Source organism: Rhodobacter sp. SY28-1 (assembly GCF_005222785.1).
Classification (GTDB): Bacteria; Pseudomonadota; Alphaproteobacteria; order Rhodobacterales; family Rhodobacteraceae; genus Tabrizicola.
Genome location: NZ_STGH01000001.1, coordinates 893,912 through 918,460, shown reverse-complemented (window position 1 = coordinate 918,460; position 24,549 = coordinate 893,912). Strand labels below are relative to the sequence as shown.

General features: G+C 66.3%; 25 protein-coding genes. 21 read left to right on the top strand and 4 right to left on the bottom strand.

What is annotated here, in order from left to right:
- Positions 1 to 194 precede the first annotated feature (194 nt).
- On the bottom strand, positions 195 to 977 hold the full coding sequence (locus E8M84_RS04480; RefSeq protein ID WP_137109959.1) for a CPBP family intramembrane glutamic endopeptidase: 783 nt from the start codon (positions 975 to 977) through the stop codon (positions 195 to 197).
- Between the two features lie 224 nt (positions 978 to 1,201).
- Between E8M84_RS04480 and E8M84_RS04475 the strand changes: the two genes are divergently transcribed.
- The 7 genes from E8M84_RS04475 (at position 1,202) to E8M84_RS04445 (ending at position 9,642) form a co-directional block, all read left to right on the top strand.
- Positions 1,202 to 1,897: a response regulator transcription factor gene (locus tag E8M84_RS04475; RefSeq protein ID WP_240790281.1), complete on the top strand. Its 696-nt coding sequence runs from the start codon at positions 1,202 to 1,204 to the stop codon at positions 1,895 to 1,897.
- A gap of 67 nt (positions 1,898 to 1,964) precedes the next feature.
- Positions 1,965 to 3,128, top strand: a complete 1,164-nt coding sequence (locus E8M84_RS04470) for an FIST N-terminal domain-containing protein (RefSeq protein WP_137109958.1) — start codon at positions 1,965 to 1,967, stop codon at positions 3,126 to 3,128.
- The gene (locus tag E8M84_RS04465; protein ID WP_137109957.1) at positions 3,125 to 5,329 is read left to right on the top strand and encodes a PAS-domain containing protein; all 2,205 of its coding nucleotides are present in this window, start codon (positions 3,125 to 3,127) and stop codon (positions 5,327 to 5,329) included. Before E8M84_RS04470 ends, E8M84_RS04465 begins: the two co-directional genes overlap by 4 nt.
- Before the next feature lie 60 nt (positions 5,330 to 5,389).
- Entirely contained in the window at positions 5,390 to 5,911 is a 522-nt protein-coding gene (locus tag E8M84_RS04460; protein ID WP_137109956.1) for a CoxG family protein, read from the top strand.
- A gap of 57 nt (positions 5,912 to 5,968) precedes the next feature.
- Positions 5,969 to 6,454 carry a (2Fe-2S)-binding protein gene (locus E8M84_RS04455; protein WP_137109955.1) on the top strand — a complete coding sequence of 162 codons (486 nt, stop codon included), beginning with the start codon at positions 5,969 to 5,971 and terminating at the stop codon, positions 6,452 to 6,454.
- Positions 6,455 to 6,464: 10 nt separating this feature from the next.
- The gene (locus E8M84_RS04450; protein WP_137109954.1) at positions 6,465 to 8,843 is read left to right on the top strand and encodes a xanthine dehydrogenase family protein molybdopterin-binding subunit; all 2,379 of its coding nucleotides are present in this window, start codon (positions 6,465 to 6,467) and stop codon (positions 8,841 to 8,843) included.
- A gap of 10 nt (positions 8,844 to 8,853) precedes the next feature.
- Positions 8,854 to 9,642, top strand: a complete 789-nt coding sequence (locus E8M84_RS04445) for a xanthine dehydrogenase family protein subunit M (protein ID WP_137109953.1) — start codon at positions 8,854 to 8,856, stop codon at positions 9,640 to 9,642.
- A gap of 55 nt (positions 9,643 to 9,697) precedes the next feature.
- Here E8M84_RS04445 and E8M84_RS04440 read toward each other — a convergent pair whose 3' ends face one another.
- A complete protein-coding gene (locus E8M84_RS04440; RefSeq protein ID WP_137109952.1) occupies positions 9,698 to 10,345 on the bottom strand; it encodes a carbonic anhydrase in 648 nt (215 codons plus the stop codon).
- Positions 10,346 to 10,495: 150 nt separating this feature from the next.
- Between E8M84_RS04440 and E8M84_RS04435 the strand changes: the two genes are divergently transcribed.
- The 3 genes from E8M84_RS04435 to E8M84_RS04425 all read left to right on the top strand — a co-directional run bounded on the left by E8M84_RS04435 (position 10,496) and on the right by E8M84_RS04425 (position 13,448).
- Positions 10,496 to 10,876, top strand: coding sequence for a hypothetical protein (locus tag E8M84_RS04435; protein WP_137109951.1), 381 nt, complete (start codon positions 10,496 to 10,498; stop codon positions 10,874 to 10,876).
- Positions 10,877 to 11,171: 295 nt separating this feature from the next.
- Complete coding sequence (locus tag E8M84_RS04430) at positions 11,172 to 12,560, top strand: M17 family metallopeptidase (RefSeq protein WP_137110829.1); 1,389 nt, start codon at positions 11,172 to 11,174, stop codon at positions 12,558 to 12,560.
- A gap of 72 nt (positions 12,561 to 12,632) precedes the next feature.
- Complete coding sequence (locus tag E8M84_RS04425) at positions 12,633 to 13,448, top strand: C40 family peptidase (RefSeq protein WP_137109950.1); 816 nt, start codon at positions 12,633 to 12,635, stop codon at positions 13,446 to 13,448.
- A gap of 22 nt (positions 13,449 to 13,470) precedes the next feature.
- Here the strand turns inward: E8M84_RS04425 and E8M84_RS04420 are convergent, their stop codons facing one another.
- Entirely contained in the window at positions 13,471 to 13,815 is a 345-nt protein-coding gene (locus tag E8M84_RS04420; protein WP_137109949.1) for a DUF2794 domain-containing protein, read from the bottom strand.
- Between the two features lie 30 nt (positions 13,816 to 13,845).
- On the bottom strand, positions 13,846 to 14,853 hold the full coding sequence (locus E8M84_RS04415) for an asparaginase (protein ID WP_137109948.1): 1,008 nt from the start codon (positions 14,851 to 14,853) through the stop codon (positions 13,846 to 13,848).
- A gap of 167 nt (positions 14,854 to 15,020) precedes the next feature.
- Between E8M84_RS04415 and E8M84_RS04410 the strand changes: the two genes are divergently transcribed.
- The 11 genes from E8M84_RS04410 (at position 15,021) to E8M84_RS04360 (ending at position 24,524) form a co-directional block, all read left to right on the top strand.
- On the top strand, positions 15,021 to 15,539 hold the full coding sequence (locus E8M84_RS04410) for an invasion associated locus B family protein (RefSeq protein WP_137109947.1): 519 nt from the start codon (positions 15,021 to 15,023) through the stop codon (positions 15,537 to 15,539).
- Between the two features lie 120 nt (positions 15,540 to 15,659).
- Positions 15,660 to 16,835: a 23S rRNA (adenine(2503)-C(2))-methyltransferase RlmN gene (rlmN, locus tag E8M84_RS04405; RefSeq protein ID WP_137109946.1), complete on the top strand. Its 1,176-nt coding sequence runs from the start codon at positions 15,660 to 15,662 to the stop codon at positions 16,833 to 16,835.
- 30 nt (positions 16,836 to 16,865) lie between these two features.
- On the top strand, positions 16,866 to 17,282 hold the full coding sequence (locus E8M84_RS04400) for a DUF6173 family protein (RefSeq protein WP_394347396.1): 417 nt from the start codon (positions 16,866 to 16,868) through the stop codon (positions 17,280 to 17,282).
- 160 nt (positions 17,283 to 17,442) lie between these two features.
- Entirely contained in the window at positions 17,443 to 17,592 is a 150-nt protein-coding gene (locus tag E8M84_RS04395) for an aa3-type cytochrome c oxidase subunit IV (protein ID WP_137109944.1), read from the top strand.
- A gap of 14 nt (positions 17,593 to 17,606) precedes the next feature.
- Positions 17,607 to 18,224 carry a hypothetical protein gene (locus tag E8M84_RS04390; protein ID WP_346763679.1) on the top strand — a complete coding sequence of 206 codons (618 nt, stop codon included), beginning with the start codon at positions 17,607 to 17,609 and terminating at the stop codon, positions 18,222 to 18,224.
- Positions 18,225 to 18,298: 74 nt separating this feature from the next.
- Positions 18,299 to 18,886, top strand: coding sequence for a molybdenum cofactor guanylyltransferase MobA (gene mobA, locus E8M84_RS04385; RefSeq protein WP_137110827.1), 588 nt, complete (start codon positions 18,299 to 18,301; stop codon positions 18,884 to 18,886).
- On the top strand, positions 18,883 to 19,374 hold the full coding sequence (gene mobB, locus E8M84_RS04380; protein WP_137109943.1) for a molybdopterin-guanine dinucleotide biosynthesis protein B: 492 nt from the start codon (positions 18,883 to 18,885) through the stop codon (positions 19,372 to 19,374). Before mobA ends, mobB begins: the two co-directional genes overlap by 4 nt.
- Positions 19,367 to 20,233, top strand: coding sequence for a molybdopterin guanine dinucleotide synthesis (locus E8M84_RS04375; protein WP_137109942.1), 867 nt, complete (start codon positions 19,367 to 19,369; stop codon positions 20,231 to 20,233). The genes mobB and E8M84_RS04375 overlap by 8 nt, the downstream gene beginning before the upstream one ends.
- Positions 20,224 to 20,811 carry a GNAT family N-acetyltransferase gene (locus tag E8M84_RS04370; protein ID WP_137109941.1) on the top strand — a complete coding sequence of 196 codons (588 nt, stop codon included), beginning with the start codon at positions 20,224 to 20,226 and terminating at the stop codon, positions 20,809 to 20,811. The genes E8M84_RS04375 and E8M84_RS04370 overlap by 10 nt, the downstream gene beginning before the upstream one ends.
- A 149-nt stretch (positions 20,812 to 20,960) precedes the next feature.
- Positions 20,961 to 22,406: an aldehyde dehydrogenase family protein gene (locus tag E8M84_RS04365; RefSeq protein ID WP_137109940.1), complete on the top strand. Its 1,446-nt coding sequence runs from the start codon at positions 20,961 to 20,963 to the stop codon at positions 22,404 to 22,406.
- A 141-nt stretch (positions 22,407 to 22,547) separates the two neighbouring features.
- Positions 22,548 to 24,524 carry an FAD-dependent oxidoreductase gene (locus E8M84_RS04360; RefSeq protein ID WP_137109939.1) on the top strand — a complete coding sequence of 659 codons (1,977 nt, stop codon included), beginning with the start codon at positions 22,548 to 22,550 and terminating at the stop codon, positions 24,522 to 24,524.
- Positions 24,525 to 24,549 lie beyond the last annotated feature (25 nt).

The following is a 24,549-nucleotide window of genomic DNA, read 5'->3' as shown; positions in this document are numbered from 1 at the left end:
TTCTGGACGGGCGGCAGCCTGTCTTGCATGTCCCGTGCGGGTCGGGGCTGGAGGGTGCCCGGCGGCGGCGGATCCTGGGCAGGTGTCCACGGTGAACATTTCCGGAAAACCATTACGAGTCATAGGCTTGCTTGTGGCCGTTTACCTTTTGGCAATACCCTTCCCGAGGCGCTTTCGACCCCTTGGCGGGGCGATCACGCGGGGGTTTGCCGGGTCTTCCGCAAGAGGAACAGCGCGTAAAAGAGGTTCGGCATCACGATGGCCATGCCGACGAGGACTGTCTGTGGGGTCGTCGGCGGCGCCGGCTGCGAATGACTGGCCGCCTCGAACGAGACGAGGATCAAGCCAAGGTTCCAGAACGTGTGCAGGACGATGGATGGCCAGATCGAACCGCTTCGGATCAGGAGCGCCCCGAGAAGAAGCCCGGTCATCGTAGCGGCGACAGCCTGCACCGAGGACTGTGACAGGCTTGCATAGGTGAAGCCGTTCAGGACGTGAATCGACCCGAAGATGACCGATGTGAGCAGCAGGGCAGGCCAGACCCGGCGGCGGGCGGCCATGGCGCGAAAGAGGATGCCCCGGAACATCCATTCTTCGGACAGCGCGACCAGGATGGCGTTCAGTGCCAGAAATCCAATCGCGGACAGGGGAGGCAGGCCGATGGCAAAGGCGAGTGCGAAGATCGGCAACTGCATCAGCGCGGGAAACCACAAGAGGCGCAGGGCAAGCCAGAGGGGCGGCGGGCGAAAGCCCAGGTCGGTCCAGCCAAAAACCCGGGTGGCGACGGCCAGCACCGCGAGGGAGAGCAGCAGGTTCCAGGCGACGCCCTGGGACATGAGCGCAATCAGTTCGGAAATCGAGGACAAGCGGTCCTGACGCAGCAGCAAGCCGATCCCGAGCGTTGCGAACAACCAGAGGACCAAGGTCAGCAAGGCTTGCCGCAGCCGGATGTCCGTCGTCGCTTCTGGTCTGTTCATCCCGTGCCGTTCCGCCGTTTGTGGACCCCGCGCGCCTGCTGCGACGGAGCCGTCCGGTTCCCGCGAAACCGCAGTTCCCTGCGACCATAGGGTGGTCCGGGTCTGACGCAAGTCAAACTCTCAGGCTTTGGGGCTGCGGCCGCGCGCATCCGGATCATAGGACTTTTGGCCTGTATCGGCCGGGGGCTGGGCGCGCTAGACTTGGACGTGGGTTTTGAAGGCAGATGACCATGGTTCCCGCTACAGACCTCCGCCCGATGCACTCGGCGCTGATCGTGGATGACCACCCACTGTTCTGCGATGCCCTGTCGATGACCCTGAAGTCGGTAGCGGGGATCGACCAGATCGAGACGGCGGACCGGCTGGAGACGGCGATTCACCGGGTAGACCTGAGCCCGGCGCCGGATGCCATCGTGCTGGACCTGAACCTGCCGGATGTGAACGGGATCGACGGGCTGATCCGGTTGCGGCAGGCGGCGGGAGAAGTGCCGGTGCTGGTGGTGTCCTCGCTGGCGGACAACCGGGTGATCGGGGCCTGCCTTGCAGCGGGGGCGGCGGGGTTCGTGCCGAAACATTCCCGGCGCGAGGTGTTCCGGGCGGCCTTTGACGCGCTGCGCGAGGGCAAGCGGTTCCTGCCCGAAGGGTATGAGCCGGTGCCGGAGGGCAAGACCAAGGGCACAGCGAAGGAAGAAGCCATCAGTCGGCTGGCGCTGCTGACCCGGCAGCAGGCAAAGATCCTGCAACTGATCTGCGAGGGGCTTCTGAACAAGCAGATCGCCTATGAATTGTCGATTGCCGAGACCACGGTGAAGGCCCATGTCACCGCGATCATGCGCAAGCTTGGGGTGCAGAGCCGGACCCAGGCAGTGCTGATCGCGCGGGAGACGAACTTTTCCAGCCTCATGCCCGAGGACGGCTGAGCGCGCCCCAAATCCCTTGCCCTGATCGAAGACCGCGCCGTAGCATCGGCCCCGGGAGAAGGACCAGATGATCGCGCCCGAGAGCTTGGCCCCCGCCGAAGCCGCTTCGGTGATGCCGCGCGCCCATGCCGGGGCGCGGGACCCGGAGGCCTTGGCAAAGCTTGCCCGCGACCTTGGGCCGGGGCCATTTGCAGCGGTGATCCTGTTCGTCTCGCCCGAGGCTGACCGGACGGCGCTGGAGGCGGGACTGCCGACTGCCTTTCCCGGTGTCACGGTGATCGGCTGCACGACGGCGGGCGAAATCTCGCCGGAAGGGTATTCGGAGGGCGAGATCGTCGCAGTCGCCCTGCCCCGGTCGAGTTTTGCGGTGGACTGCCTGGGGATCGACCTTGGCACGCTGGACGGGCAGGAACTGATCGGGCGGCTAATCCGGGCGCGGGCGGGGCTGGCGCGGCTGCATCCCGGCTGGGAGGACGAGTTCGCCTTCGTGATGGTGGACGGGCTGTCGATCCGCGAGGATGAGCTGACGGGGGCCCTGGGGCCGGGACTGGGGCCGGTGCCGTTGTTTGGCGGCTCGGCCGGGGACGGGACGCGGTTTTCGCAGACCTTCGTGCTGCAGGACGGGCAGTTCCGGCAGGGTTGGGCGGTGCTGATGCTGGTGCGGACGGCCTGCAAGGTGCGCGTCTTCAGCCTGAACCATCTGACCCCGACGGATCGGCGGATGGTGGTGACCGGGGCGGACCCGGCGCGGCGGGTGGTGCATCAGATCAACGCGGAACCGGCGGCACAGGAATATGCGCGGCTTCTGGGCAAGGACCCGGCGCAGCTGACCACCTTCACCTTCGCCGCCCACCCGGTGGTGGTGCGGATCGGTGGCAGCCACCATGTTCGGGCAATCCAGCGAATGGCCGACAATGGCGACCTAGTGTTCTTTTCGGCCATCGACGAGGGGTTGGTGCTGACCCTGGCCGAGCCGCAGGACATGGCTGTGCATCTGGATCGGGTCCTGACCGGATTGTCCGAAGGTGGAGAACCGGCAGCGATCCTGGCCTGCGACTGCATCCTGCGGCGGATGGAGGCGATGGAGAACCAGAAGTTCGGGGCGGTGTCGGCGCTTTTGAAGCGGCATGGTGTCGTCGGGTTTTCGACCTATGGCGAGCAATTGAACTCGATGCACGTCAACCAGACGATGACCGGGGTGGCGATCTACCCGCCGAAGGGCCCGGCATGATCGAGACGCTGATCAATCCGGCGGACAGTGCGGAACGCCGGGCCGAGAAGTTGCTCACCATCGCCGAGGCGCTGATGCGGCGGGTGGAACAGGCGACGGACGACAGCGGTGCGGCCTATGCCCAGTTCCAGCGGGCGGCGCTCTTGGAGGACCAGGTGCGCGAGCGGACGCAGGATCTGGGCCGGGCGTTGGACCTTCTGAACGATTCGAACGCCCGGCTGGCCGAGGCGATGCGCGAGGCCGAGACGGCGCGGCAGAACCTGTCCAGCGCGATCGAGACGGTGCAGGAGGGCTTTGCGCTGTTCAACCGCGAGGACCGGCTGGTGATGTGCAACAGCCGCTTTGCCATGCACATGCCGGACGTTCATGCGCAGTTGCAGCCGGGGCTCGCCTTCCCGGACTATGTGGCGATGGTCAGCCGCTCGCCACATCTGGCGCTGGAGGGAGAGACCGCAGCCGATTGGGCGCAGGGCCGGATGCGGCGGCACAAGGATCGGCACGTCATCTTCAACGTGCGGATGGCGGGCGACCACTGGGTGCAGGTCAGCGAACACCGGACGGCCGATGGCGGCACGGTGATCCTGCAGACCGACGTGACCGACATCATCCTGGCCGAACGGCACGAGCGCGGGAAATTGCTGGACGACCAGGCGCGGATGATCCGGGCGACGCTGGACCACATCAACCAAGGCGTCGGCATCTTCGACGCGGAGGCGCGGCTGGTGGGCTGGAATCAGCGGCTGGGATCGCTGTTGTCGTTGCCGCTGGGACGGCTGCGGATCGGGGCGTCCTTCGAGGCGCTGTTCGGACGGCTGCGGGCCGAGATGCAGTTTGATGCCGGGATGACGCAAGGGGCGCTGATGGGTTGGGTGGCGTCGGCGGCCCGCCCCCCGCTGGAGTTTGCGGTGCGGCGGGGCGAGGAGCTGATCCTCGACGTCTTCGCGCAGGGGATGCCGGACGGGGGGTTCGTTCTCAGTTTCACCGATGTGACCGCAGAGCGGGCCGCCTTGCAGGCGCTGAGCCGTGCGAACGAGACGCTGGAGGCGCGCGTCATGGAGCGGACGCTGGAGCTGGAGGATGCACTGGCCCATGCCGAGCGCGCCAACGCCAGCCGGTCGCGGTTCGTGGCGGCGGCAAGCCACGACCTGTTGCAACCCTTGTCGGCGGCGAAGCTTTTCATCAGTTCCATCGGTGGCGAGGGGCTGGAGCCGGGTGCGCAGGTCGCGCTGGAGAAGGCGCAGAATGCGCTTCTGTCGGTCGAGGGGCTCTTGGATGCTCTGCTCGATATCTCCAAGCTGGAATCGGGGAAGGCGGCGGTCAGCGTCGGGGCAGTAAGCCTGGAGCGCCTGCTGCGGACGCTGGCCGAAGAATTCGCGCCGATGGCGGCGGCGAAGGGGTTGCGGCTGGTGGTCGTGCCCTGTTCGGTAACGGTGGAGAGCGACCCGGCTTACTTGCGGCGCATCCTGCAGAACCTGATCGGCAACGCGATCCGCTATACGTCGCAAGGCCGGGTGCTGGTCGGTGCGCGGCGCCACGGGGCAGTCGTGCGGCTTGAGGTCTGGGATACCGGGCCGGGCATACCGGAAGACGCTCAGAACGATATCTTCAAGGAGTTCCACCGCCTGAACGCCCGCGCCTCGGCAAGCGAAGGGATGGGGCTGGGCCTGGCCATCGTGGAACGGGCCTGCGCGCTGTTGGGGCATCCTTTGGGACTGACGTCGGAGGTCGGGCGGGGGACCTGCTTCATGGTGCAGGTGCCGCTGTCCGAAGGCTCCGACGCAAGCCACCGGGTAGAAGTTCCGGACCGGAAGCGCGGGCCGGTCGCGGCGGACAAGATTGCGTTTCTGGTGGAAAACGACGCCGAATTGCGCCGCGCGCTGGGGCTTTTGTTGGAAAAGTGGGGGATGTCGGTGCTGGAGGCGGCCTCGGGCGAGGAGGCCTTGGCCTTGATCGAGGAGATCGGCATCCTGCCCGACATCTTTATCGTCGATCACCAGCTGGGCGAAGGGATGACCGGGATCGAGCTTCTGTCCCGGCTTCGCGCCGGACATGGCCGGGTGCCTGCGCGTCTTATCACCGCCGACCGGAGGCGGGACGTGCAGGAACTGGCGGCGCTGGCGGGGATCGAGATCCTCTACAAACCGATCGACCCGCGCGCGCTGGAGGCGGCGGTCGGTCAGTTGCAGGACACTACGACTTAGGCAGCATAGCGCCCTGCCCCTTGGCCCCCTAGTCTTCCGGTCCAAGAGGGGGAGTTTTCCATGCTGCTGAGCGATATCCGCGAGATCAAGGCGGACCCGAAAACGGTCTGGGACGCGATCCTGAACCCCGAGGTGCTGAAGGAATGCATTCCCGGTTGTGAAAGTCTGACAGGGTCGGTGGCCGAGGGCTATGAGGCCGTGGTCAAACAGAAGGTCGGCCCCGTGTCGGCCACGTTCACGGGCCTCGTGCAACTGTCCGACATCGTCGAGGGCCGGTCGCTGAAGATTTCCGGTGAGGGCAAGGGTGGTGTGGCAGGCTTTGCCAAGGGCGGCGCCAACGTCAGCTTCGAGCCGATGGGGGGCGGCACGCGGCTGACCTACGAGGCCGAGGCCAATGTCGGCGGCAAGATCGCCCAGTTGGGCAGCCGGATCATCGACAGTTTCGCCAAGAAGCTGGCGGACGAGTTCTTCACCCGCTTTCAGGCTGCGGTGGAGGAGCCGGAAGACGAAGTTGTGACCGAAGAAGCTGTTGCCGATTCGGGGGAAAAGAAGAAGGGTTGGTTCAAACGCCTGCTCGGCTGAACCGGCGGCCCGCGACCAACAGACGCGAATACCTAGGACGACCCAGGGAGGAAAAGAATGACGAAGGTCTCGATGACCGTGAACGGCAAGGCCGTTTCCGGGGAAGTGGAAGGGCGCACGCTGTTGTCGTCGTTCCTGCGCGAGGGGCTGGGGCTGACCGGCACCCATGTCGGTTGCGACACCAGCCAGTGCGGCGCCTGCGTGGTGCATGTCGACGGCAAGCCGGTGAAGAGCTGCACCGTATTCGCGGCCGATGTCGCGGGGGCTTCGGTCAAGACCATCGAAGGGATGGCCAACGCGGACGGGTCCCTGTCGGTGATCCAGCAGGCGTTTCAGGACCATCACGGGCTGCAGTGCGGCTTCTGCACGCCGGGCATGGTGATGTCGTCGGCGGCGCTGCTGGCCGAGAATCCCAAGCCGACCGAAGCCGAGGTGCGGCACTACCTAGATGGCAACATCTGCCGCTGCACCGGCTACCACAACATCGTCAAGGCCGTGATGGCTGCCTCGGGGCAGGACGTCAGCGCTTTGGCCGCCGAGTAAGGGGGGAAAGATGCCGAAGGATCATGGGATTGGCGCGTCCACCAAGCGCCGCGAAGATATCCGCTTCCTGACGGGACGCGGGGTCTACACCGACGACATGGCGTTGCATGGACAGACCTTTGCGGTCTTCGTCCGCTCGACTGTCGCACATGGGCGGATAAAGTCGATCAACACCGCAAAGGCGGCTGGGATGCCGGGCGTGCTGGCGATCTTCACCGGCGAAGATTTCAAGGATGTCGGCGGCAACCCGGCGGGCTGGCTGATCAACAGCCGCGACGGCACGCCAATGCGCGAGCCGAAGCGCCCCGTTCTGGCGCATGGCAAGGTGCGCCATGTGGGCGACGCTTATGCGGCGGTCATTGCCGAGACCTATGCGCAGGCACGCGATGCCGCGGAACAGCTGGCCGAGGATTCGGTCATCGAGGAACTGCCCGCGATCATCGACATGAAGGCCGCCGTGGCCGATGCGTCGAACCGCGTGCATGACGAGATCCCGGACAATCTCTGCTTTGACTGGGGCTGGATCGAGGACAACCGCGCCGCCGTCGATGCGGCGATGCAGGCCGCGCCGCACAAGGTGACGCTGGAGCTGGTGAACAACCGGCTGGTCCCGAACGCGATGGAGCCGCGGGCGTCCATCGGCGAGTACAACCCGGGGACGGGCGACTACAAGCTGACGACAACCAGCCAGAACCCGCACCTGACGCGGCTTCTGGTGGCGGCCTTCGTGCTGGGCATCCCGGAGAACAAGCTGACAGTGGTTGCCCCGGACGTGGGCGGCGGGTTCGGCTCGAAGATCTACCACTACGGCGAAGAGGCGCTGGTGCTGGCTGCTGCGAAGAAGCTGGGCCGCCCGGTGCGCTGGACGGCAGAGCGCAGCGAGTCCTTCCTGACCGACGCCCATGGCCGTGACCATGTGACGAAGATCGAGCTTGGCTGCACCAAGGACGGGCAGATCCTCGCTATCCGGACCGAGACGCTGGCGAACGTGGGCGCGTATTTGTCGAACTTCTCGACCGCGACGCCGACCTTCCTGCACGGAACGCTGATGGCCGGGCCCTACAAGGTGCCGCATGTCTATGTGAACGTGAAAACCGTTTTCACCAACACGGCGCCGGTCGATGCCTATCGCGGCGCGGGTCGCCCCGAGGCGACGTTCAGCCTGGAGCGGGTCATCGACAAGATGTGCCGCGAGCTGAACCTTGATCCGTTCGAGGTGCGGCGGAAGAACCTGCTGACGCCGGACCAGTTCCCCTACACGACTCCGGTCGGGCTTGTGTATGACACTGGCAACTATCAGGCCACGCTGGACAAGGCGATGGCGATGGCCGACGTCTCGGGCTTTGCCAAGCGGGCGGCGGAATCCAAGGCGCGCGGCAAGCTGCGTGGCATGGGGCTGTCAACCTGGATCGAGGCCTGCGGGATCGCTCCGTCGCATCTGGTGGGCATCTTGGGGTCGCGCGTCGGGCTTTATGACGCAGCGACAGTGCGGGTGAACGCGACCGGGAACATCTCGGTCATGGTCGGCGCGCACAGCCACGGCCAGGGGCACGAGACGGTGTTCCCGCAGATCGTGGCGGAAAAGCTGGGCATCCCGGAGTCTTCGATCGAGATCGTGCACGGCGATACCTCGAAGATCCCGTTCGGGATGGGGTCCTATGGGTCACGCTCGCTTGCGGTCTGCGGCACGGCGATGGCCAAGGCGGTGGACAAGATCATCGCCAAGGGCAAGAAGATCGCCGCCCACATGCTTGAGGCCAGCGAAGGTGACATCACCTTCGAGGACGGCAAGTTCCAGGTGGCGGGGACCGACAAGGCCAAGACCTTCGGCGAGATCGCCTTCTCGGCCTATGTCCCCCACAACTATCCGCTGGAAACCCTGGAACCGGGACTGGAGGAGACGGCCTTCTACGACCCGGCCAACTTCACCTATCCCGCAGGTGCCTATATCTGCGAGGTCGAGGTGGACGAAGGCACCGGCAAGGTCGACGTGGTGGCCTTCCACTGCGCGGACGACTTCGGCAACGTGATGAACCCGCTGATCGTCGAAGGGCAGGTGCATGGCGGCGTGGGCCAGGGGATCGGTCAGGCGCTGTGCGAGTTCACCGCCTATGACGAGACCGGCCAGCTTCTGACGGGGTCCTACATGGACTACCCGATGCCGCGGGCCGAGGACGTGCCGTTCTACAACGTCGACTACAGCTGCCAGACGCCCTGCACGCACAACCCGCTTGGGGTGAAGGGCTGTGGCGAGGCAGGGGCCATCGGGTCCCCTCCGGCAGTGGTCAACGCGGTGATCGACGCGTTGCAGCGCGGGGGGCACACACACGTCACGCATATCGACATGCCGGTCTCGCCGTCGCGGGTCTGGTCGGCAATCAACGGTTAAGGGGGACATCATGCACAACTTCGATTTCGCAAAGCCCTCGACGATTGCCGATGCGGCCAAGGCTTTGGGGGCTGATGGCGCTCAGGCCCTGTCGGGCGGGCAGACCCTGATCCCGACGATGAAACAGCGGCTTGCCGCTCCGGGAGTATTGGTCAGCCTGACCGGCATCAAGGAGATGCAGGGCGTCTGCATGGGAGACGGCGGGCTACATGTCGGCGCGGCCACGCCCCATGCCGTTGTCGCCAAGGAAGCCGTCGCGCATTACCCGGCGCTGGCGGCTTTGGCCGGCGGCATCGGCGACCCGGCGGTGCGGTCGCGTGGCACCATCGGCGGGTCGATTGCCAACAACGATCCGGCAGCGTGCTATCCTTCTGCCGTGCTGGCTTCAGGCGCGACGGTGGTGACCAACAAGCGCAAGATCGCGGCGGATGACTATTTCCAGGGCCTGTTCACCACGGCACTGGAGGAAGGCGAGTTCATCACCGAGGTCGTCTTCCCGATCCCGCAGAAGGCGGCCTATGTGAAGTTCAACCAGCCCGCCAGCCGCTTTGCCTTGACCGGGGTCTTCGTCGCGAAGTTCGCGAACGGGGTCCGGGTGGGGGTTACCGGCGCAGGTAACGACGGCGTCTTCCGCTGGAAAGAGGCGGAGGCCGCGCTGTCGGCGAACTTCTCGGCCTCGGCGATCTCGGGGCTGACGGTGGACGCAGGCGGCATGAACACCGACCTGCACGGGTCCGCCGCCTATCGGGCGAACCTGGTCAAGGTGCTGACCGGGCGCGCGGTGACGGCAGCGGGCTGACCCGGCTTCGGTAAAGATAGGGCCCGGTGGAGCGATCCGCCGGGCCTTTGTCGTTTCAGACCGGAACGAACCCGCCACGCTGCGGGTCGTAGGTTTCCAGCCCGCCTTCCCCGGTGTCGTTCCAGAGCCCGTGCAGGGTCAGGCGGTCGTCTTCCACGGCGGCCTTGACGAAGGGGAAGGTCATCAGGTTCTCCAGACTGGTCAGCACCGCCTGCTTTTCCAGCGCCTGAAGGATCTCGGCTTCCGGCAGGTGGGCGACCTTGTCGAAGCCGGGACGCAGGATGTCCATCCAGCGCCCGACGAAGCTGGTCTTCTCCTCAAGCGCCGGGGCATGGCCACGGCACATGTCGTGGCAACCCTTGACCCCACCGCAGTTGGAATGGCCGAGGACGACGATATGCGCGACGCCAAGGCTGGTCACCGCATATTCCACCGCGGCCGAGGTGCCGTGGTATTCACCATCCGGGTTGTAGGGCGGAACCAGGTTCGCGACGTTGCGGTGGATGAAGAATTCCCCCTCGTCCGCCCCGAAGATCGAGGTGACATGCACCCGGCTGTCGCAGCACGAGATCACCATCGCCCGGGGATGCTGGCCGCTTTCGGCCAGACGGCGATACCAGGCGCGGTTGTCCTGATAGGTCGTGGCGCGCCAGCCGTGGAAGCGCTGGACCAGATAGGTGGGGAGCGGGCGGATAGGGGTCATGCGCGAGCGTCCTTGCTGGGTGTCCCTGCCTATGCTGCATTTGCGGAAAATTCGAGAGGCAAAATCCGGCGCCAATAGGCGCGGCGCAACCAATTCTTCAGCATGGTCGCGCAGTCTGGTTTCGGGTGTGTTTGATTTTGGGTGTATGCGATGGGGGAGGTTTCCACTCTCAGGCCGCGCGAAGTCGTGCGTCAGGATGTCGAGGCGATCGCGGTGATCTACCGCAATCTTGGGGCGCCGGTGGCCGAACAGATGGTGACGCGGGCCTTGGGCGAACTGGCGCTGACGATGGCGGGGATTGCCGAGAAGGTCCGATCGCAGGAGTTGCGCGATCTGGCGCGGCAGTTGGGCAGGCTGACGCGGCTGGCCGGGGACCTGGGGCTGTCCAGCCTTGCCACAGTGGCGGGCGATGCGAAGACCTGTCTGGAACGCGCCGACAGCACGGCATTTTCCGCGGTCTGGGCCCGGCTGATGCGGGTGGCCGAGCGGTCTTTGGTCATCGAGGCAGAGCCCGCCGATCAGTTCAGGTAGCCGGGCCCAGGCAAAGGTCCGCGCCAGATATCGGACGGCATGCAGGCGGGCCGGTGAAGCGTGCGCGGGCATCCGGGGCGAGTCGCACAATGTCCGGTTGAATGGCGCAAGCCGGGCGCAATCGCCTGCCAAGGCCTGCATTTCCTGGCATGCGACAGTGCGGATGGCTTGGGGTGGTTTTGCAGAACTTTGTTCGGGATTCGGCTGCAATCCCGCGCAAATGCTTGATTTCCGGTCGGGAACCGCGGCATCTGATGGGAACTGCGTTCAGACCTTTCCAAGGATGTCCCGTCGCGTGACCTTTGCCTTTGCCGATCCGTCGCCTGCCGCCAAGCCCCTGCATGTCCTGCGCCCGGAAGACCTGCCCCTGTTCCTGAACGGACCGGGCGCGCCTTGGGCCGGATGGCTGCAGGCCTCCGGGTTCGAGGCCGGTCTGGGCGAGGTGCGTCTGCTGCCTGCCGCAGACGGCAGCGTCGCGGGCGCGGTGGCGGGTTACGGCACGGCAGCGGCACGGCGCAGGCTGAGGTTCGGGCTGGCCAAGGCGGTGGCAGGGCTTCCGTCGGGGGACTGGCAGCTGTCGGGCACGCTGGACGGGCTGGAGAAGACCGAGGCGGCGCTCGCCTGGCTTTTGTCGGGCTATCGCTTTGACCGCTATCGGCCGGGCCGCAAGCCCGCGGCGCGGCCCCGGCTGGTCTGCCCCGAGGGCGTGAACCCCGCGCGGCTGATCGCGATGGCCGAGGGTGAGGCGCTGACCCGCGACCTGATCAACACCCCGGCCGAGGATATGGGCCCGGCCGAGCTGGAAGCGGCGATGGCGGCGCTTGCGACCGAGTTCGGGGCCAGCTTCGACGCGATCCGCGGCGAGGACCTTCTGGCGCGAAACTTCCCGATGATCCATGCGGTTGGTCGGGCCAGTCCGCGCGCGCCGCGGCTTCTGGACCTGCGGTGGGGCACCGCGGGGCCAAGGCTGACGCTGGTCGGCAAGGGGGTCTGTTTCGACACCGGCGGGCTGAACCTGAAGCCCTCGTCCGGCATGAACCTGATGAAGAAGGACATGGGCGGGGCGGCCACGGTCCTGGGTCTGGCGCGGATGGTCATGGCGCTGGGGCTGCCGGTGCAGCTGCGCGTGCTGGTCCCGGCGGTGGAAAACCTTGTGGCGGGCAACGCGATCAAGCCCAAGGACATCCTGACCAGCCGCAAGGGCCTGACGGTCGAGGTGAACGATACCGACGCCGAGGGGCGGCTGGTGCTGGCCGATGCGCTGGCCCACGCCTGCGAAGCGGCACCGGATGTGCTGGTCAGCATGGCGACCTTGACGGGCGCTGCCCGGGTGGCCGTGGGGCCGGACCTTGCGCCCTACTACACCGACGATCCCGGGCTGGCGGCGGCGCTGGAGACAGGGGCGAAGGCGGGATTCGATCCGGTCTGGCGGATGCCGTTCCACGATCCTTACGAAAGCGTCATTGAGCCGGGGATTGCCGATCTCGACAACGCGCCGGGCTTCGGCTTTGCCGGGTCGATCACGGCCGCCCTGTTCCTGCGCCGCTTTGTCGAGGGACCGCGCTATATTCATTTCGACATCTATGGCCACACCCCGACCGACCAGCCCGCGCGGCCGAAAGGCGGGGTGGGACAGGGTGCCCGCGCCCTGCTTGAGGGTTTGGCGGAGATGATGCAGCTTTGAACCCCTGCCGTTCGGGGGCGACAGTGACCCGGTGACCAGTGCGACGTGACAGGACGAGTTGAGGAGCGTGTGATGGACAGAAGGCTGACACCATATTCCGGGCGGGTGGCGCATGTCTCGCTGTCGGGCGTGGTCAATGCGACGCTGACCGAAGGATTGCAGGCCCAGGTGACGGTGCCGGTCGCGAACCTGTGCGACAGCCCCGGCGGGCCGCGCGACCGTCAGCTTCTGCTGGGCGAGGCGGTCACGGTGATCGACCGCGACCGGGGGCATGCCTTCGTCATGGCGGCCAAGGACGGCTATTGCGGCTGGGTGGCGGAAAGCGATCTGGGACAGGGCCCGGCACCGACGCACTGGGTCGCATCGCCGGGGACGCATCTCTATTCCGAGCCGCAGGTCCAGGCGCCCGAGCGGATGGCGCTGAGCCTGGGCTCGCGGCTGACGGTGGTCGGGTCCTGGGGCGCCTGGGCCAACACGCCGCACGGCTTTGTGCCGCTGCGCCATCTGCGCGCGCTTGGCGATTGGGCCAGCGATCCGGTGGCGGTGGCCGAAAGCCTGCTGGGCACGCCTTACCTCTGGGGCGGAAATTCGCGGTTCGGGCTGGATTGTTCCGGCCTTGTGCAACTGGCGCTGCAGGCCTGCGGCCTGCCGTGCCCGGGCGACAGTGACATGCAGATGTCCCTGGGTCGCCAGATCGCCGCCAACGAGCCGATGAAGCGCGGCGACCTGATCTTCTGGAAGGGGCATGTCGCCATGGTCGTCGACCGCGACCGGATGATCCATGCCAATGGACACACGATGTCGGTGTCCTACGAGGGCATGAAGGAGGCGGTTGCCCGAATCTCGGCCGGGGGTGGCGGGCTGGTGCAGACCCGGCAGCGGCTTTAGGGCGCCCGTTCGAAAGGGTCGGTCAGACCGGACCGATCAGGCGGCGTTCCAGCACCTTCAGCACCTGGTCAAGGTCATGGCCCCGGCGCAGGACGCGGCCGTCCATGCCGACCACAGCATAAAGACCCTGACGCGCCCGCAGCTTCGGGCGTTTCTCGATCCGGTACAGTGGCGTTTCCGCGGTGCGCCGGAAGACGGCGAAGACTGCAAGGTCGCGCATCGCGGCGATGGCATAGTCGCGCCATTCCCCGGCGGCGACCATGCGGCCATAGACGCGCAGGATCTGGTTCAGCTCTTTCCGGTCAAAACTGACCTCATCCGCGATGCGGTCGGCCTGCGGAAAGGGGATCGGCGCCTCGGCGTTCATGGCCAAAGCTTACGCACCTGCCCCCCAAAATCAACCGGGAAAGCCCTGGGCCAGGCGGTAGAACCCGGTCTCCAGTCCGCGCCAGTTGCGCTGGACTCCGGCCATGCGCTTGACCGCCGCCGGATGCGCGGGATCAAGGACGCCGATTTTCGACAGCAGCGCCGCAATGGCCGCCTCGGCCCCGCGGTAGCCGCCGTCGACGATCTTCAGCGCGATGCCAAGGCCCTTTTCCGGAACGATGGCGACATAGAACGCCTCGGCCCCGCCCTTGATCGCGACCTTGCCGCCCATCGCGCGCATCAGTTCGGTGCAGGTCTCACCCTCGCCCGAGACGAGGTGCGGATGGGCGGCCATCGCCCGGGCAAGTGTGAACATCGCATCTTCACGCGCGCCGTGGCCTTCGCGGGCGGTGGCAAATTTCGCCATGCCGCGGGCCATCGCGCCGACGGTCATCGCGAAGTTCGGGGCCGAGCAGCCGTCGACGCCCCAGCCGGCCACGGACTCATCAATGACCTCTTCGGTGGCGGCGCGGATCGCCTTTTGCAGAGGGTGGTCGATTTCGACATACTCCGGTCCAGCCTTCAGGTGCTGGGTCACGGTCAGGAAGCCGGAATGCTTGCCCGAGCAGTTGTTATGCAGCTGGCAGGGTCTTTCGTGTGTCTCGATTAGGCGGTCGCGTTCGGTCTTGTCGCCGGGTTCGTGCGCGCCGCAGCGCAGGTCGGACTCCTTCAGGCCCAGGTCGGAAATCCAGCGCCCCGCCAGTTCGACATGGACATGCGCGCCCCTGTGGCTGGCGCAGGCAAGGGCAAGGTGCTGGCTCGACAGCCCTCGAGCGGCGGCGGCACCGGTTTCCAGCAGCGGCAGCGCCTGGATCATCTTGGCCGAGGAGCGCGGGAAGATCACCGCATTGGGGTTGCCCCAAGCCGCAACAACGCCCTTGGCATCGCAGATCACCGCATGGCCCTGATGGACACATTCCAGCAGTCCGCCACGCCAGACTTCCAGCATGGGAACCGCACCTTGACTGATGCTAGCCATTGATCCTCCGTCACATATGCGCGAATTGTCGCCCACAGGGCTTTCGTCGCCGGGCGCTTTTGATTATGGCTGCAATATCGGGTAGAACGGCGCCGCGCCAGTCAAAAGGGCCACACAGGCAGGCCGGGACGGCGAGGCACGAAGACAGCTTGGAGGCTGCGTCAACCATGACATCCCTTTTCGGTCGCACGCTTGCAATCGCCGCGATCTCGCTTGCCGGGGCTGCGGCCCAGGCTCAGGAATCGACCAATCGCGTCGCGACGATGACTGACTGGAACGTCTTCACCGAGGAAAGCCCCAAGGAGTGCTGGGGTGTCTCGAAGCCCAAGGAAACCGTGAACACCCGCGACGGCCAGCCGGTTTCGGTGCGGCGCGGTGACATCCTGTTGTTCGTGACCTTCCGCCCCGGCAAACCGGGTGAGATCAGCTTTACCGGCGGCTATCCCTTCGCCGGCGGCTCGACCGTCGATGTCAGCGTGGACGGCACGAGCTATCAGCTGTTCACCGACGGCGAATGGGCCTGGCCGGGCAGTGCGGAAGAGGATTCCAAGCTTCTCGCAGCGCTGAAGGCAGGCACCACCGCTACCCTGACGGCGCGGTCGGGCAAGGGGACGCAGACGGTCGACACCTTCAGCCTGCGTGGGTTCACCGCCGCGATGGAAGACGCCGAGAAGCGCTGCCAGTAATCGGCGCCGCACGGCACCGGGCGCCCCCATCGCGGGGCGCTTTTCTTTTGGCGTGACCTCGCCTATATCCGCCCGACATCCAGATCGCCTGTCGCAAGGCCCAACTCAAGGATCTGCCAAATGACCACCCCGATCACGCAAGACGTGCTGACGATCTCGCGCAAGCTGCCAGCGTCGGACAAGACCAACATCGTGGGCCTGACCCGCGCGGCGTTGCGCGAGGCCCTGATCGCCGCGGGCACGCCCGAAAAGCAGGCCAAGATGCGCGTGGGCCAGGTCTGGCAATGGGTCTACCACTGGGGCGTCCGAGACTTTGCGCTGATGACGAACCTGGCCAAGGACTACCGCGCGCTGCTGGCCGACAACTTCACCATCGAGATCCCCGAGGTGGTGACCCGCCAGATTTCCGAAGACGGCACCCGCAAATACCTGGTCCGCATCGCGGGCGGGCATGAGGTCGAGGTGGTCTATATCCCGGAAACCGACCGGGGCACGCTGTGCATCTCATCCCAGGTAGGCTGCACGCTGACCTGCTCCTTCTGCCACACCGGCACGCAGAAGCTGGTCCGCAACCTGACGGCGGCGGAAATCGTCGGCCAGGTGATGATGGCCCGCGACGATCTGGACGAATGGCCGGTGCCGGGGGCTCCGAAAGAGGAGGTGCGGCTGGTTTCGAACATCGTCCTGATGGGCATGGGCGAGCCGCTCTACAACTTCGAGAACGTCCGCGACGCGATGCAGATCGTGATGGACGGCGAAGGCATCGCCCTTGGCCGCCGTCGGATCACGCTGTCCACCAGCGGGGTTGTGCCGGAAATCGCCCGCACCGCGACGGAAATCGGCTGCCAGCTGGCGATCAGCTTCCATGCGACGACCGATGAAGTCCGCGACGTCCTGGTCCCGATCAACAAGCGGTGGAACATCGCCACCCTTCTGGAGGCGCTGAAGGCCTATCCGAACCTGTCGAACAGCGAGCGGATCACCTTCGAATATGTGATGCTGGACGGGGTGAACGACACCAAGGAAGACGCGCACCGGCTGGTGAAGCTGCTGGAGGGCATCCCGGCCAAGGTGAACCTGATCCCGTTCAACGAATGGCCCGGCGCGCCTTACAAGCGGTCGTCGGGCAACCGCATCCATGCCTTTGCCGACATCATCTACCACGCGGGCTATGCGACCCCGATCCGCACCCCGCGCGGTGAGGACATCATGGCAGCCTGCGGGCAGCTGAAGTCCGCTACCGAACGCGCGCGGAAGTCGAAAGCCCAGATCGAGGCCGAGGCGGGGCTGTCCTGACCCCTTGCGGGCGACGGGATATCTGGTTCTCTGGGCAAAGCCCAAGGAAGGACGCTGCCGATGGCCACTACCAGGAAACCTGCCGCCAAGAAGGCCCCCGCCAAAGCGAAGAGCCCCGCCGAATGGGCGCATGACCGGCTGGTGGCTTACATCCGCCAGTTCGAGGCCGAGCTGGATGCCAAGCAGGAAATCGCGATGGGGTTTGCCGGGGACGAAACCGGCGTGCTGCGGATCGAAGGCCTGGGCTATTTCGACCCCGACATCATCACCTTCTACGGCCGGGACGAAGCCGGGGCGAAGACGCAGCTGATCCAGCATGTGACGCAGTTGTCGGTGACCTTGCGCGCGGTGCCGAAAGAGGAGGAAGCCGACACTCCGCGCCGGATCGGGTTTCAGTTGGACGCAGGCTGGCTTGGGGGTGATTCCGGTGACGGCTCCGTCGGATAGTCCTACCGGGGGCGGTCGCTGTTCCTGATAGTGACTGGCAAGACGGCACCGCCGCACGAGACGCACCGGACGATGTGTCGCGCCGAAGTCGGACCCCGTGACAGCCCGCCGAGAATCCGGTATCAGGCTGTCAAACACCAGCATTCAAGGGAACGCGACCATGGCCGATCATCACAACGCAGACCACGTTCATGGCTCGATGGACATCCGCGCGCAGGAGAAGACCTTCGCGGGCTTCATCCGCATGTCGATCTGGGTGGCCTGCATCGCGATCGGCGTCCTGATCTTCATGGGCCTCGTGAACGCCTGAGCCACTGCATCGTGGTGGGTCGCCTGCTTCGCCTTCTGTCCTGCCTTGTCCTCGCCTTCGGCCTTGCCGCTTGCGGGGCCGAGCCGAAATGGGCGCCCCAGGACCATGTCGACGCTGTCCGCTACTTTTCGGAACAGCCGCCGTCGATCACGCTGTACACAGTGGTGAACACGCGGACCGGGTCCGGCGCACATTCGGCCATTCTGGTCAATGGCTCCGAGCGGGTGATCTTCGATCCTGCGGGAACCTGGTATCACCCGAAGCTTCCCGAACGGAATGACGTCCATTTCGGGATGACCGACAAGGCGGTGGCCTTCTATCTCGATTACCATACCCGCATCACCTACAACACGATCGAGCAGACGATCTACGTCTCTCCGGAGGTGGCCGAACTGGTGATGCAACGGGTCAAGGCCTATGGGGCGGTGCCGAAGGCGATGTGCACCCAGGCGACTTCGTCAATCCTGCGGGGGGTTCCGGGATTTGAATCGCTGCCGCAGACCTTCTACCCCAAGAAGCTGTCCGATGCCTTCGGCCGCCTGCCGGGTGTTTCGACCCGGGTGATCACCGACGACGATGCCGACGACAATCACGGTGTCCTTCTGGTGCAGCGCGACGGGACCCCGCTTTAGCGGGCGGCGCTTGCTTGAACCGGGCGCGGGATGCGGTAGGGTGCGCCTCCGTGACCATTGGGAAGGCTGGCGCAGTGCGCATCTTCGGGGTAATCCTTGCAGGCGGTGAGGGGCGGCGCATGGGGGCTGACAAGGCGCTGGTCCGTCTGGCCGGGCGCCCGCTGATCGCCCATCTGCTTGACCGGCTGGAGCCGCAGGTCGAACGGGTGCTGATCTCGGCCAACGGCGATGCGTCACGGTTTTCGGGCTTCGGCTGTCAGGTGGTGGCCGATGCCGCCCCGCAAGGCCCGCTGTCCGGCATCCTTGCGGCCTTGACCGCCGCCGCCCGGATGGGGGCGACGCATGTCGTGTCCACCCCCGTCGATACACCCTTCCTGCCGGGGGACCTCGTGCCACAACTGCTGCTGGCTGCCGAGGCCTCGCCCTCTGGGCTTGCACTGGCCGCAGATCCTACCGGCGACCACCCCGCGACGGCGCTTTGGCCGGTGGGTCTGGCCCCTGCCCTTTCGGCGTACCTTGCCGAAGGTCAGGCGAAGGTCACCCGCTTTACCGAGACCCACCACGCCGCCCGCGCGCAGTTCCCCGACCCGCGCGCCTTCCTGAACCTCAACACGCCCGAAGACCTGGCCCAGGCCGAGGCCATGCTGAAAGGCGCGGCATGAAGGTCTATGGCGTGATCGGCTGGAAGAACTCGGGCAAGACCAGCCTGATGGAACGGCTGGTGGCCGAGATCACCGAACGGGGGTTCAGCGTGTCCACCGTCAAGCACGTCCATCACGACGTCGACCTGGACCAGCCGGGCAAGGACACCTGGCGGCATCGCCAGGCGGGGGCGCGCGAGGTCGTGCTCGCCTCGGCGGACCGTCTGGCGATCCTGGTGGAACACCGGGGGCCGGAACCGGAACTGCCCGCCGTGCTGACCCGGCTGGCCCCGGTCGATCTGGTGCTGGTCGAGGGCTACAAGCGCGACGCCCACCCCAAGGTCGAGGTCTGGCGCGAGGAGACCGGCCAGCCGCTGATCCAGCCCGGCGATCCGCTGGTGCGGGCGGTGGCGACGGATGCGGTGCTTACGCTGCCCGTGCCGGTGCTGGACCTGAACGACACGCGGGCCGTGGCGGATTTCATCCTGCGCGAGGCGGGGCTTGTTTGACCGGGTGATCGTGGTCGACTGGTCGGCGGCGAACCTGCCCACCAGCCTGACCAACCGGGCCAATGCGGTCTGGATCGGCTGCCACGACGCCGAGGGCGGGGCCGAATGGCACCACCGCACCCGCGCCGCTGCCGAGGCACAGCTGGTGACCTTGATCGACACCGCCAGCGCCGCCGGCCAGCGCCTTTTGATCGGCTTCGATTTCGCGATGGGCTACCCGGGGGGGTTCGCCGCGCGCTTGACAGGTGAAGCGCGGGCCGAAGCCGTCTGGCACTGGCTCTCCAGGGCGATCACCGATCAGGACAACCGCAACAACCGCTTCGAGGTCGCCACCCGGATCAACGCCGCCTTCCCCGAAGGCCCAGGACCATTCTGGAGCCATCCTTCCGGGCAAAGCTGGCCCGGCCTTCCCTTCCGCCGCGCCGGGATCGACTACGCCGCGCTTGGCCTGTCGGAAACCCGTGCCGCCGAGGCCGCCGTGCCCCGGGCGAAATCCCCCTGGATGCTGTTCAATCCGGGTTCAGTCGGCTCGCAAAGCCTCTTGGGTCTGCCGATGATCCATCGGCTTGCCCAGCTTCCCGATGTCGCCGTATGGCCCTTCGCTGCCCCAGATGCCCCGGTGGTACTGGCCGAAGTCTACCCCTCTCTGCTGGCAGGGCCGGTGGCGATCCTGGCGAACGCGGAGGGACTGACCGCCGACCAGGCGCAGGTGCGGCTTCTATCGCGAGCGCTGTTTCAGCTGGCGCGGGCGGACCGGCTTTCGCCGCTGTTCGAGGCCCCCCCGGAGGCGGCCGAGGAAGGGTGGATCCTTGGTGCCCACCATGCTCCCCTTCTGGTCGAGGCCTTGACATGGCCGTGACCGTTTTCCGCGGCCTCCACCCCGAGCTTCGCCCGCAGGCCGCACGACTGTATTGGGAGGCGTTCGGCGGCAAGCTTGGGCGGGTGCTGGGACCGGATGAGCGGGCGTTGCGGTTCTTCGAGCGGGTGATCCGAGGTGACCTCTGTTTCTCGGCCGTGGGGGACGGGGGCGAGCTGATCGGAATCGCGGGCTACAAGACCCCGGCGGGAAGCTTTGCGGGCGGGTCGTGGGATGACCTGACCGAGGTCTACGGAAGGGTCGGAGGCAGGCTGCGGGGCAGCATCCTCTGGGCGCTGGGACGGGAGGTCGACAACGACCGGTTCCTGATTGATGGAATCTGCGTCTCGAAGGCCCATCGGGGCAAAGGGGTCGGCTCCAGGTTGCTGGCGGCGCTGTATCAGGAGGCGGCGGAGCGAGGCTATGGGGCGGTCCGGCTGGACGTGGTCCAGGAGAATTTCCGAGCGCGGGCGCTGTATGAACGGCAGGGGTTCCGGGCGGTGCGGACCGAGGAGCTGGGGGTGCTGCGGTTCCTGTTCGGATTCGCGTCCTCCACCACGATGGTTCGGCCCTTGGAGTAGGCTGTCCACTGTGGACGGAGTTTCGCAGCCTTTGCAATCAATGCGTTACCTGCGGACCTTAGGGATTTGTCAAGCTTTGTCCCTGCCCTTGTGGCCACGGCCCGCACCTGTCAGAATATGATCAAATTTCACCCCACCGGAGGCCAGCCATGATCGTGAAGCGTGAGTTCTACATCGACGGTAAATGGGTCGCTCCGCTGGTTCCGAAGGATTGTCCGGTCATTGACCCCTCGACCGAAGACGTCTGCGCGGTGATCTCGCTGGGGTCCGAGGCGGATACCGACCGTGCCGTCGCTGCGGCGAAGGTGGCATTCCCGGGCTGGGCGGCAACCGATCCGGCCCAGCGCCGCAAGGTCGTGGAGGGCATTCTCGACCAATACAACAAGCGCAAGGAAGAGATGGCCCAGGCCATCAGCATCGAGATGGGCGCCCCCATCGACATGAGCCGCAATGACCAGGCGGAATGCCTGCCCTGGCATCTGAAGAACTTCCTGAAAGCCTTCGACCACATGGAATGGGTGCGCCCCCTTGGACCGCACGCGCCCGACACGATGATCGCGCTGGAGCCGATTGGCGTCGTTGGGCTGATCACGCCTTGGAACTGGCCGATGAACCAGGTGACGCTGAAGGTGATCCCGGCGCTGCTGGCCGGTTGCACTTGTGTGCTGAAACCGTCCGAGGAATCGCCGCTGTCCAGCATGCTTTTTGCAGAATTCTGCCATGACGCAGGGATTCCGCCGGGCGTGTTCAACCTGGTGAACGGCGACGGGGCCGGTGTCGGCACGCGGCTGTCGAGCCACCCGGATGTCGAGATGATAAGTTTCACCGGCAGCACGCGGGCGGGCCGCGCGATTTCCGCCGCCGCAGCGCAGACCCTGAAGCGTGTGACGCTGGAACTGGGCGGCAAGGGCGCCAACCTTGTCTTCGCCGATGCCGACGCCCGCGCGGTCGAACGTGGCGTGCGGCACATGATGAACAACTCGGGCCAGTCCTGCAACGCGCCGTCGCGGATGCTGGTGGAGCGGGGGTTCTACGACCGGGCGGTGGAGATTGCGGCGGAGGTGGCGAACGGCATCAAGGTCGGTCCGGCCAGCCAGCCGGGAAAGCATATCGGGCCGGTGGTGAACAAACGCCAGTGGGACCAGATCCAGGGTTACATCCAGAAGGGCATCGACGAAGGCGCGCGGCTGGTGGCCGGGGGTCTGGGCCTGCCCGAGGGGATGAACAAGGGCTACTACGTCCGCCCCACGATCTTTGCCGATGTGAAGCCGGGCATGACCATCGAGCGGGAAGAGATCTTCGGGCCGGTGATGTGCATGATCCCCTTCGACAGCGAAGAGGAAGCGGTGCGGATCGCCAACGACACGCCCTATGGGCTGACGAACTACGTCCAGTCGCAGGACGGCGCGCGGCGGAACCGGCTGGCCCGGCAGCTGCGGGCCGGGATGGTCGAGATGAACGGCAAATCGCGTGGGGCGGGCGCTCCGTTCGGGGGCGTCAAGGCCAGCGGCCGGGCGCGGGAAGGTGGCGTCTGGGGGATCGAGGAGTTCCTGGAGGTCAAGGCGATTTCAGGCTGGGACGTCGCGGCGGAGTAAGGGGCTACGGTCGGGCCGGGGCCAAATTCCTTCGAAGGAATTTGCAATTTTCTTCGAAGTAAATTGGTCCCGGACGCACCCGCGCGAGAAACTTGACACAACTGTCGAGATTGGCTGACATGGGCCGGAATGGAGGCCGCCATGACCCAGCATCCCCGCCTGATGTCCCCGCTGAAACTGCGCGACCACACCTTGCGCAACCGCATCGTCTTCGGGGCACATACCGCGAACATGTCGGATCAGGGGATTCCGGGGCCACGCTTCGGCAAGTACCTGCTGGAGCGCGCCCTTGGCGGGGCGGCGATGGTGGTAGCCGAACCCGTGCCGGTGCACCGGACTGGGGTGCTGACGCGGGGCAACTTCCTTCACTCTGATGATGCGGTGATCCCGGCCTTTCGCACCATCACCGACGAGGTGAAGGATGCGGGCGCGGTCATCATCCAGCAGCTTTACCACATCGGCGCGCATGGCGATTCCGACCTGAGCTTCGCGCCGCATTGGTCGCCCTCGGGCGGGCCGTCGTACCATGACAGCGATGGGTCGCATGCGATGACTGGGGCGGAGGTCGAGGAGCTGTTGGACGCCCATGTCGCGGCGGCGGTGCGGGCCAAGGCGGCGGGGTTTCAGGGGGTTGAGGTCTGGGCGGCCTATCACTCGCTGCTGGATCAGTTCTGGACGCCCTGGTCGAACCAGCGGACGGACCAGTGGGGCGGGTCGCTGGAGGGCCGGACGCGGTTCTCGCGTGAGTTGATCGAGCGAGTGCGGCGGGCCTGTGGCGAGGATTTCGTCGTGGGGCTGGCGGTCAGCTATTCCGAGGCATACGAGGTCACGCTGGGGGCCGAGGCGCTGTGTGAGATCCTCGATCTGCATGACCGGACGGGACATGTGGATTATGTCACGGTGGGGGCCGGGTCGTACCTGGAATTCGAGGCGATCATCCCGCCCTTCACGCATGGCGAGAAGCTGACGACGCCTTTGACTGCGCAGCTGAAGGGGGTGCTGAAGCATGCTGTCGTGACCTCGGAGGCGGGGGTCAGGACGCCGGAGAACGGCGAGGCGATCATTGCCTCGGGGCTGGCGGATCTGGTGTCGATCGTGCGCGGCCAGATCGCCGACCCGCATCTGGCGCGGAAGGTGGCGGAGGGGCGGCCGGAAGACGTGCGGGGGTGCATCTCGTGCAACCAGATGTGCTGGGGGCGGCGGTCGCGGGACTACTGGATTTCCTGTCTCATCAACCCGTCGGCGGGGCGGGAGTTTGAATGGGGTGGGGATCGGTTCTCGGCTGCCGTCGAGCCAAAAGATGTGCTGGTGGTCGGCGCGGGGCCTGCCGGGCTGGAGGCGGCGCGGGTCGCGGCAGAACGGGGGCATCGGGTGGAGATCGTGGAGGCCTCCGGCGTCGTCGGGGGGCAGTTCCGGCTGGCGGGGATGCAGCCGCGGCGAGGGCAGATCCTGGAGCTGCTGGATTGGTATGAGCGGCAGTTTGACCGGCTGGGCGTGCGGCTGCGGCTGAACACGTTTCTGGAGGCGGAGGAGGTGGCGGGGCATCCTGCCTCGGTTGTGATCGTGGCGACGGGCTCGCTGCCAGATGAGACGGGGTTCCAGCGGTGGGTTCCGCAGGAGGCAAGCCTGCCGGGGATCGAGGCGGGGGGCGTGTGGTCGCCCGAAGCGGTCATGCGGCGGGAGGCGCGGCTGGGCGACGCGGTGGTGGTCTATGTTGAGGGCGGCAACTGGCGCGGGGTTGGGACGGCCTGGGCTTTGGCGGAGGCGGGTCGGAAGGTGACCATCGTCACCCCAGAGGCCTTCGTGGGGAAGGAGCTGGCCCGGACGGCGGCGGATGGGGTGGTGCGGCGGCGGCTGGGGGCCTTGGGGGTGCGGATGCTGGCGGAGCATCGGCTGGTCAGGTGGCACGGGAACGGGGTGACGGTGCGGAGTTTCCTCACAGGGGAGGAGGAGGTGATCCCCGCCTCGGGCCTGGTGATGGCGACGACGAACCGGGCGTTCGATGTGCTGCCGGAGAGCCTGCCGGGGAAGGTGATGCACCGGGTGGGGGACTGCACGGCGCCGAGGCTGGCAGCCTATGCCTTCCATGAGGGGCGGAAGGTGGGGATGGGGATCTGAGGGGGGTGTCCACGCAGGACAGCTT

Coding starts and splice junctions, on each gene's coding strand:
- E8M84_RS04425 (WP_137109950.1), top strand. CDS start 12,633: ATGGACAGAAGGCTGACACCATATTCCGGGCGGGTGGCGCATGTCTCG.
- E8M84_RS04360 (WP_137109939.1), top strand. CDS start 22,548: ATGACCCAGCATCCCCGCCTGATGTCCCCGCTGAAACTGCGCGACCAC.
- E8M84_RS04470 (WP_137109958.1), top strand. CDS start 1,965: ATGATCGCGCCCGAGAGCTTGGCCCCCGCCGAAGCCGCTTCGGTGATG.
- E8M84_RS04480 (WP_137109959.1), bottom strand. CDS start 977: ATGAACAGACCAGAAGCGACGACGGACATCCGGCTGCGGCAAGCCTTG.
- E8M84_RS04415 (WP_137109948.1), bottom strand. CDS start 14,853: ATGGCTAGCATCAGTCAAGGTGCGGTTCCCATGCTGGAAGTCTGGCGT.
- E8M84_RS04445 (WP_137109953.1), top strand. CDS start 8,854: ATGCACAACTTCGATTTCGCAAAGCCCTCGACGATTGCCGATGCGGCC.
- E8M84_RS04370 (WP_137109941.1), top strand. CDS start 20,224: ATGGCCGTGACCGTTTTCCGCGGCCTCCACCCCGAGCTTCGCCCGCAG.
- E8M84_RS04455 (WP_137109955.1), top strand. CDS start 5,969: ATGACGAAGGTCTCGATGACCGTGAACGGCAAGGCCGTTTCCGGGGAA.
- E8M84_RS04450 (WP_137109954.1), top strand. CDS start 6,465: ATGCCGAAGGATCATGGGATTGGCGCGTCCACCAAGCGCCGCGAAGAT.
- E8M84_RS04475 (WP_240790281.1), top strand. CDS start 1,202: ATGACCATGGTTCCCGCTACAGACCTCCGCCCGATGCACTCGGCGCTG.
- E8M84_RS04465 (WP_137109957.1), top strand. CDS start 3,125: ATGATCGAGACGCTGATCAATCCGGCGGACAGTGCGGAACGCCGGGCC.
- E8M84_RS04440 (WP_137109952.1), bottom strand. CDS start 10,345: ATGACCCCTATCCGCCCGCTCCCCACCTATCTGGTCCAGCGCTTCCAC.
- E8M84_RS04420 (WP_137109949.1), bottom strand. CDS start 13,815: ATGAACGCCGAGGCGCCGATCCCCTTTCCGCAGGCCGACCGCATCGCG.
- E8M84_RS04460 (WP_137109956.1), top strand. CDS start 5,390: ATGCTGCTGAGCGATATCCGCGAGATCAAGGCGGACCCGAAAACGGTC.
- E8M84_RS04365 (WP_137109940.1), top strand. CDS start 20,961: ATGATCGTGAAGCGTGAGTTCTACATCGACGGTAAATGGGTCGCTCCG.
- rlmN (WP_137109946.1), top strand. CDS start 15,660: ATGACCACCCCGATCACGCAAGACGTGCTGACGATCTCGCGCAAGCTG.
- E8M84_RS04435 (WP_137109951.1), top strand. CDS start 10,496: ATGGGGGAGGTTTCCACTCTCAGGCCGCGCGAAGTCGTGCGTCAGGAT.
- E8M84_RS04395 (WP_137109944.1), top strand. CDS start 17,443: ATGGCCGATCATCACAACGCAGACCACGTTCATGGCTCGATGGACATC.
- mobB (WP_137109943.1), top strand. CDS start 18,883: ATGAAGGTCTATGGCGTGATCGGCTGGAAGAACTCGGGCAAGACCAGC.
- E8M84_RS04410 (WP_137109947.1), top strand. CDS start 15,021: ATGACATCCCTTTTCGGTCGCACGCTTGCAATCGCCGCGATCTCGCTT.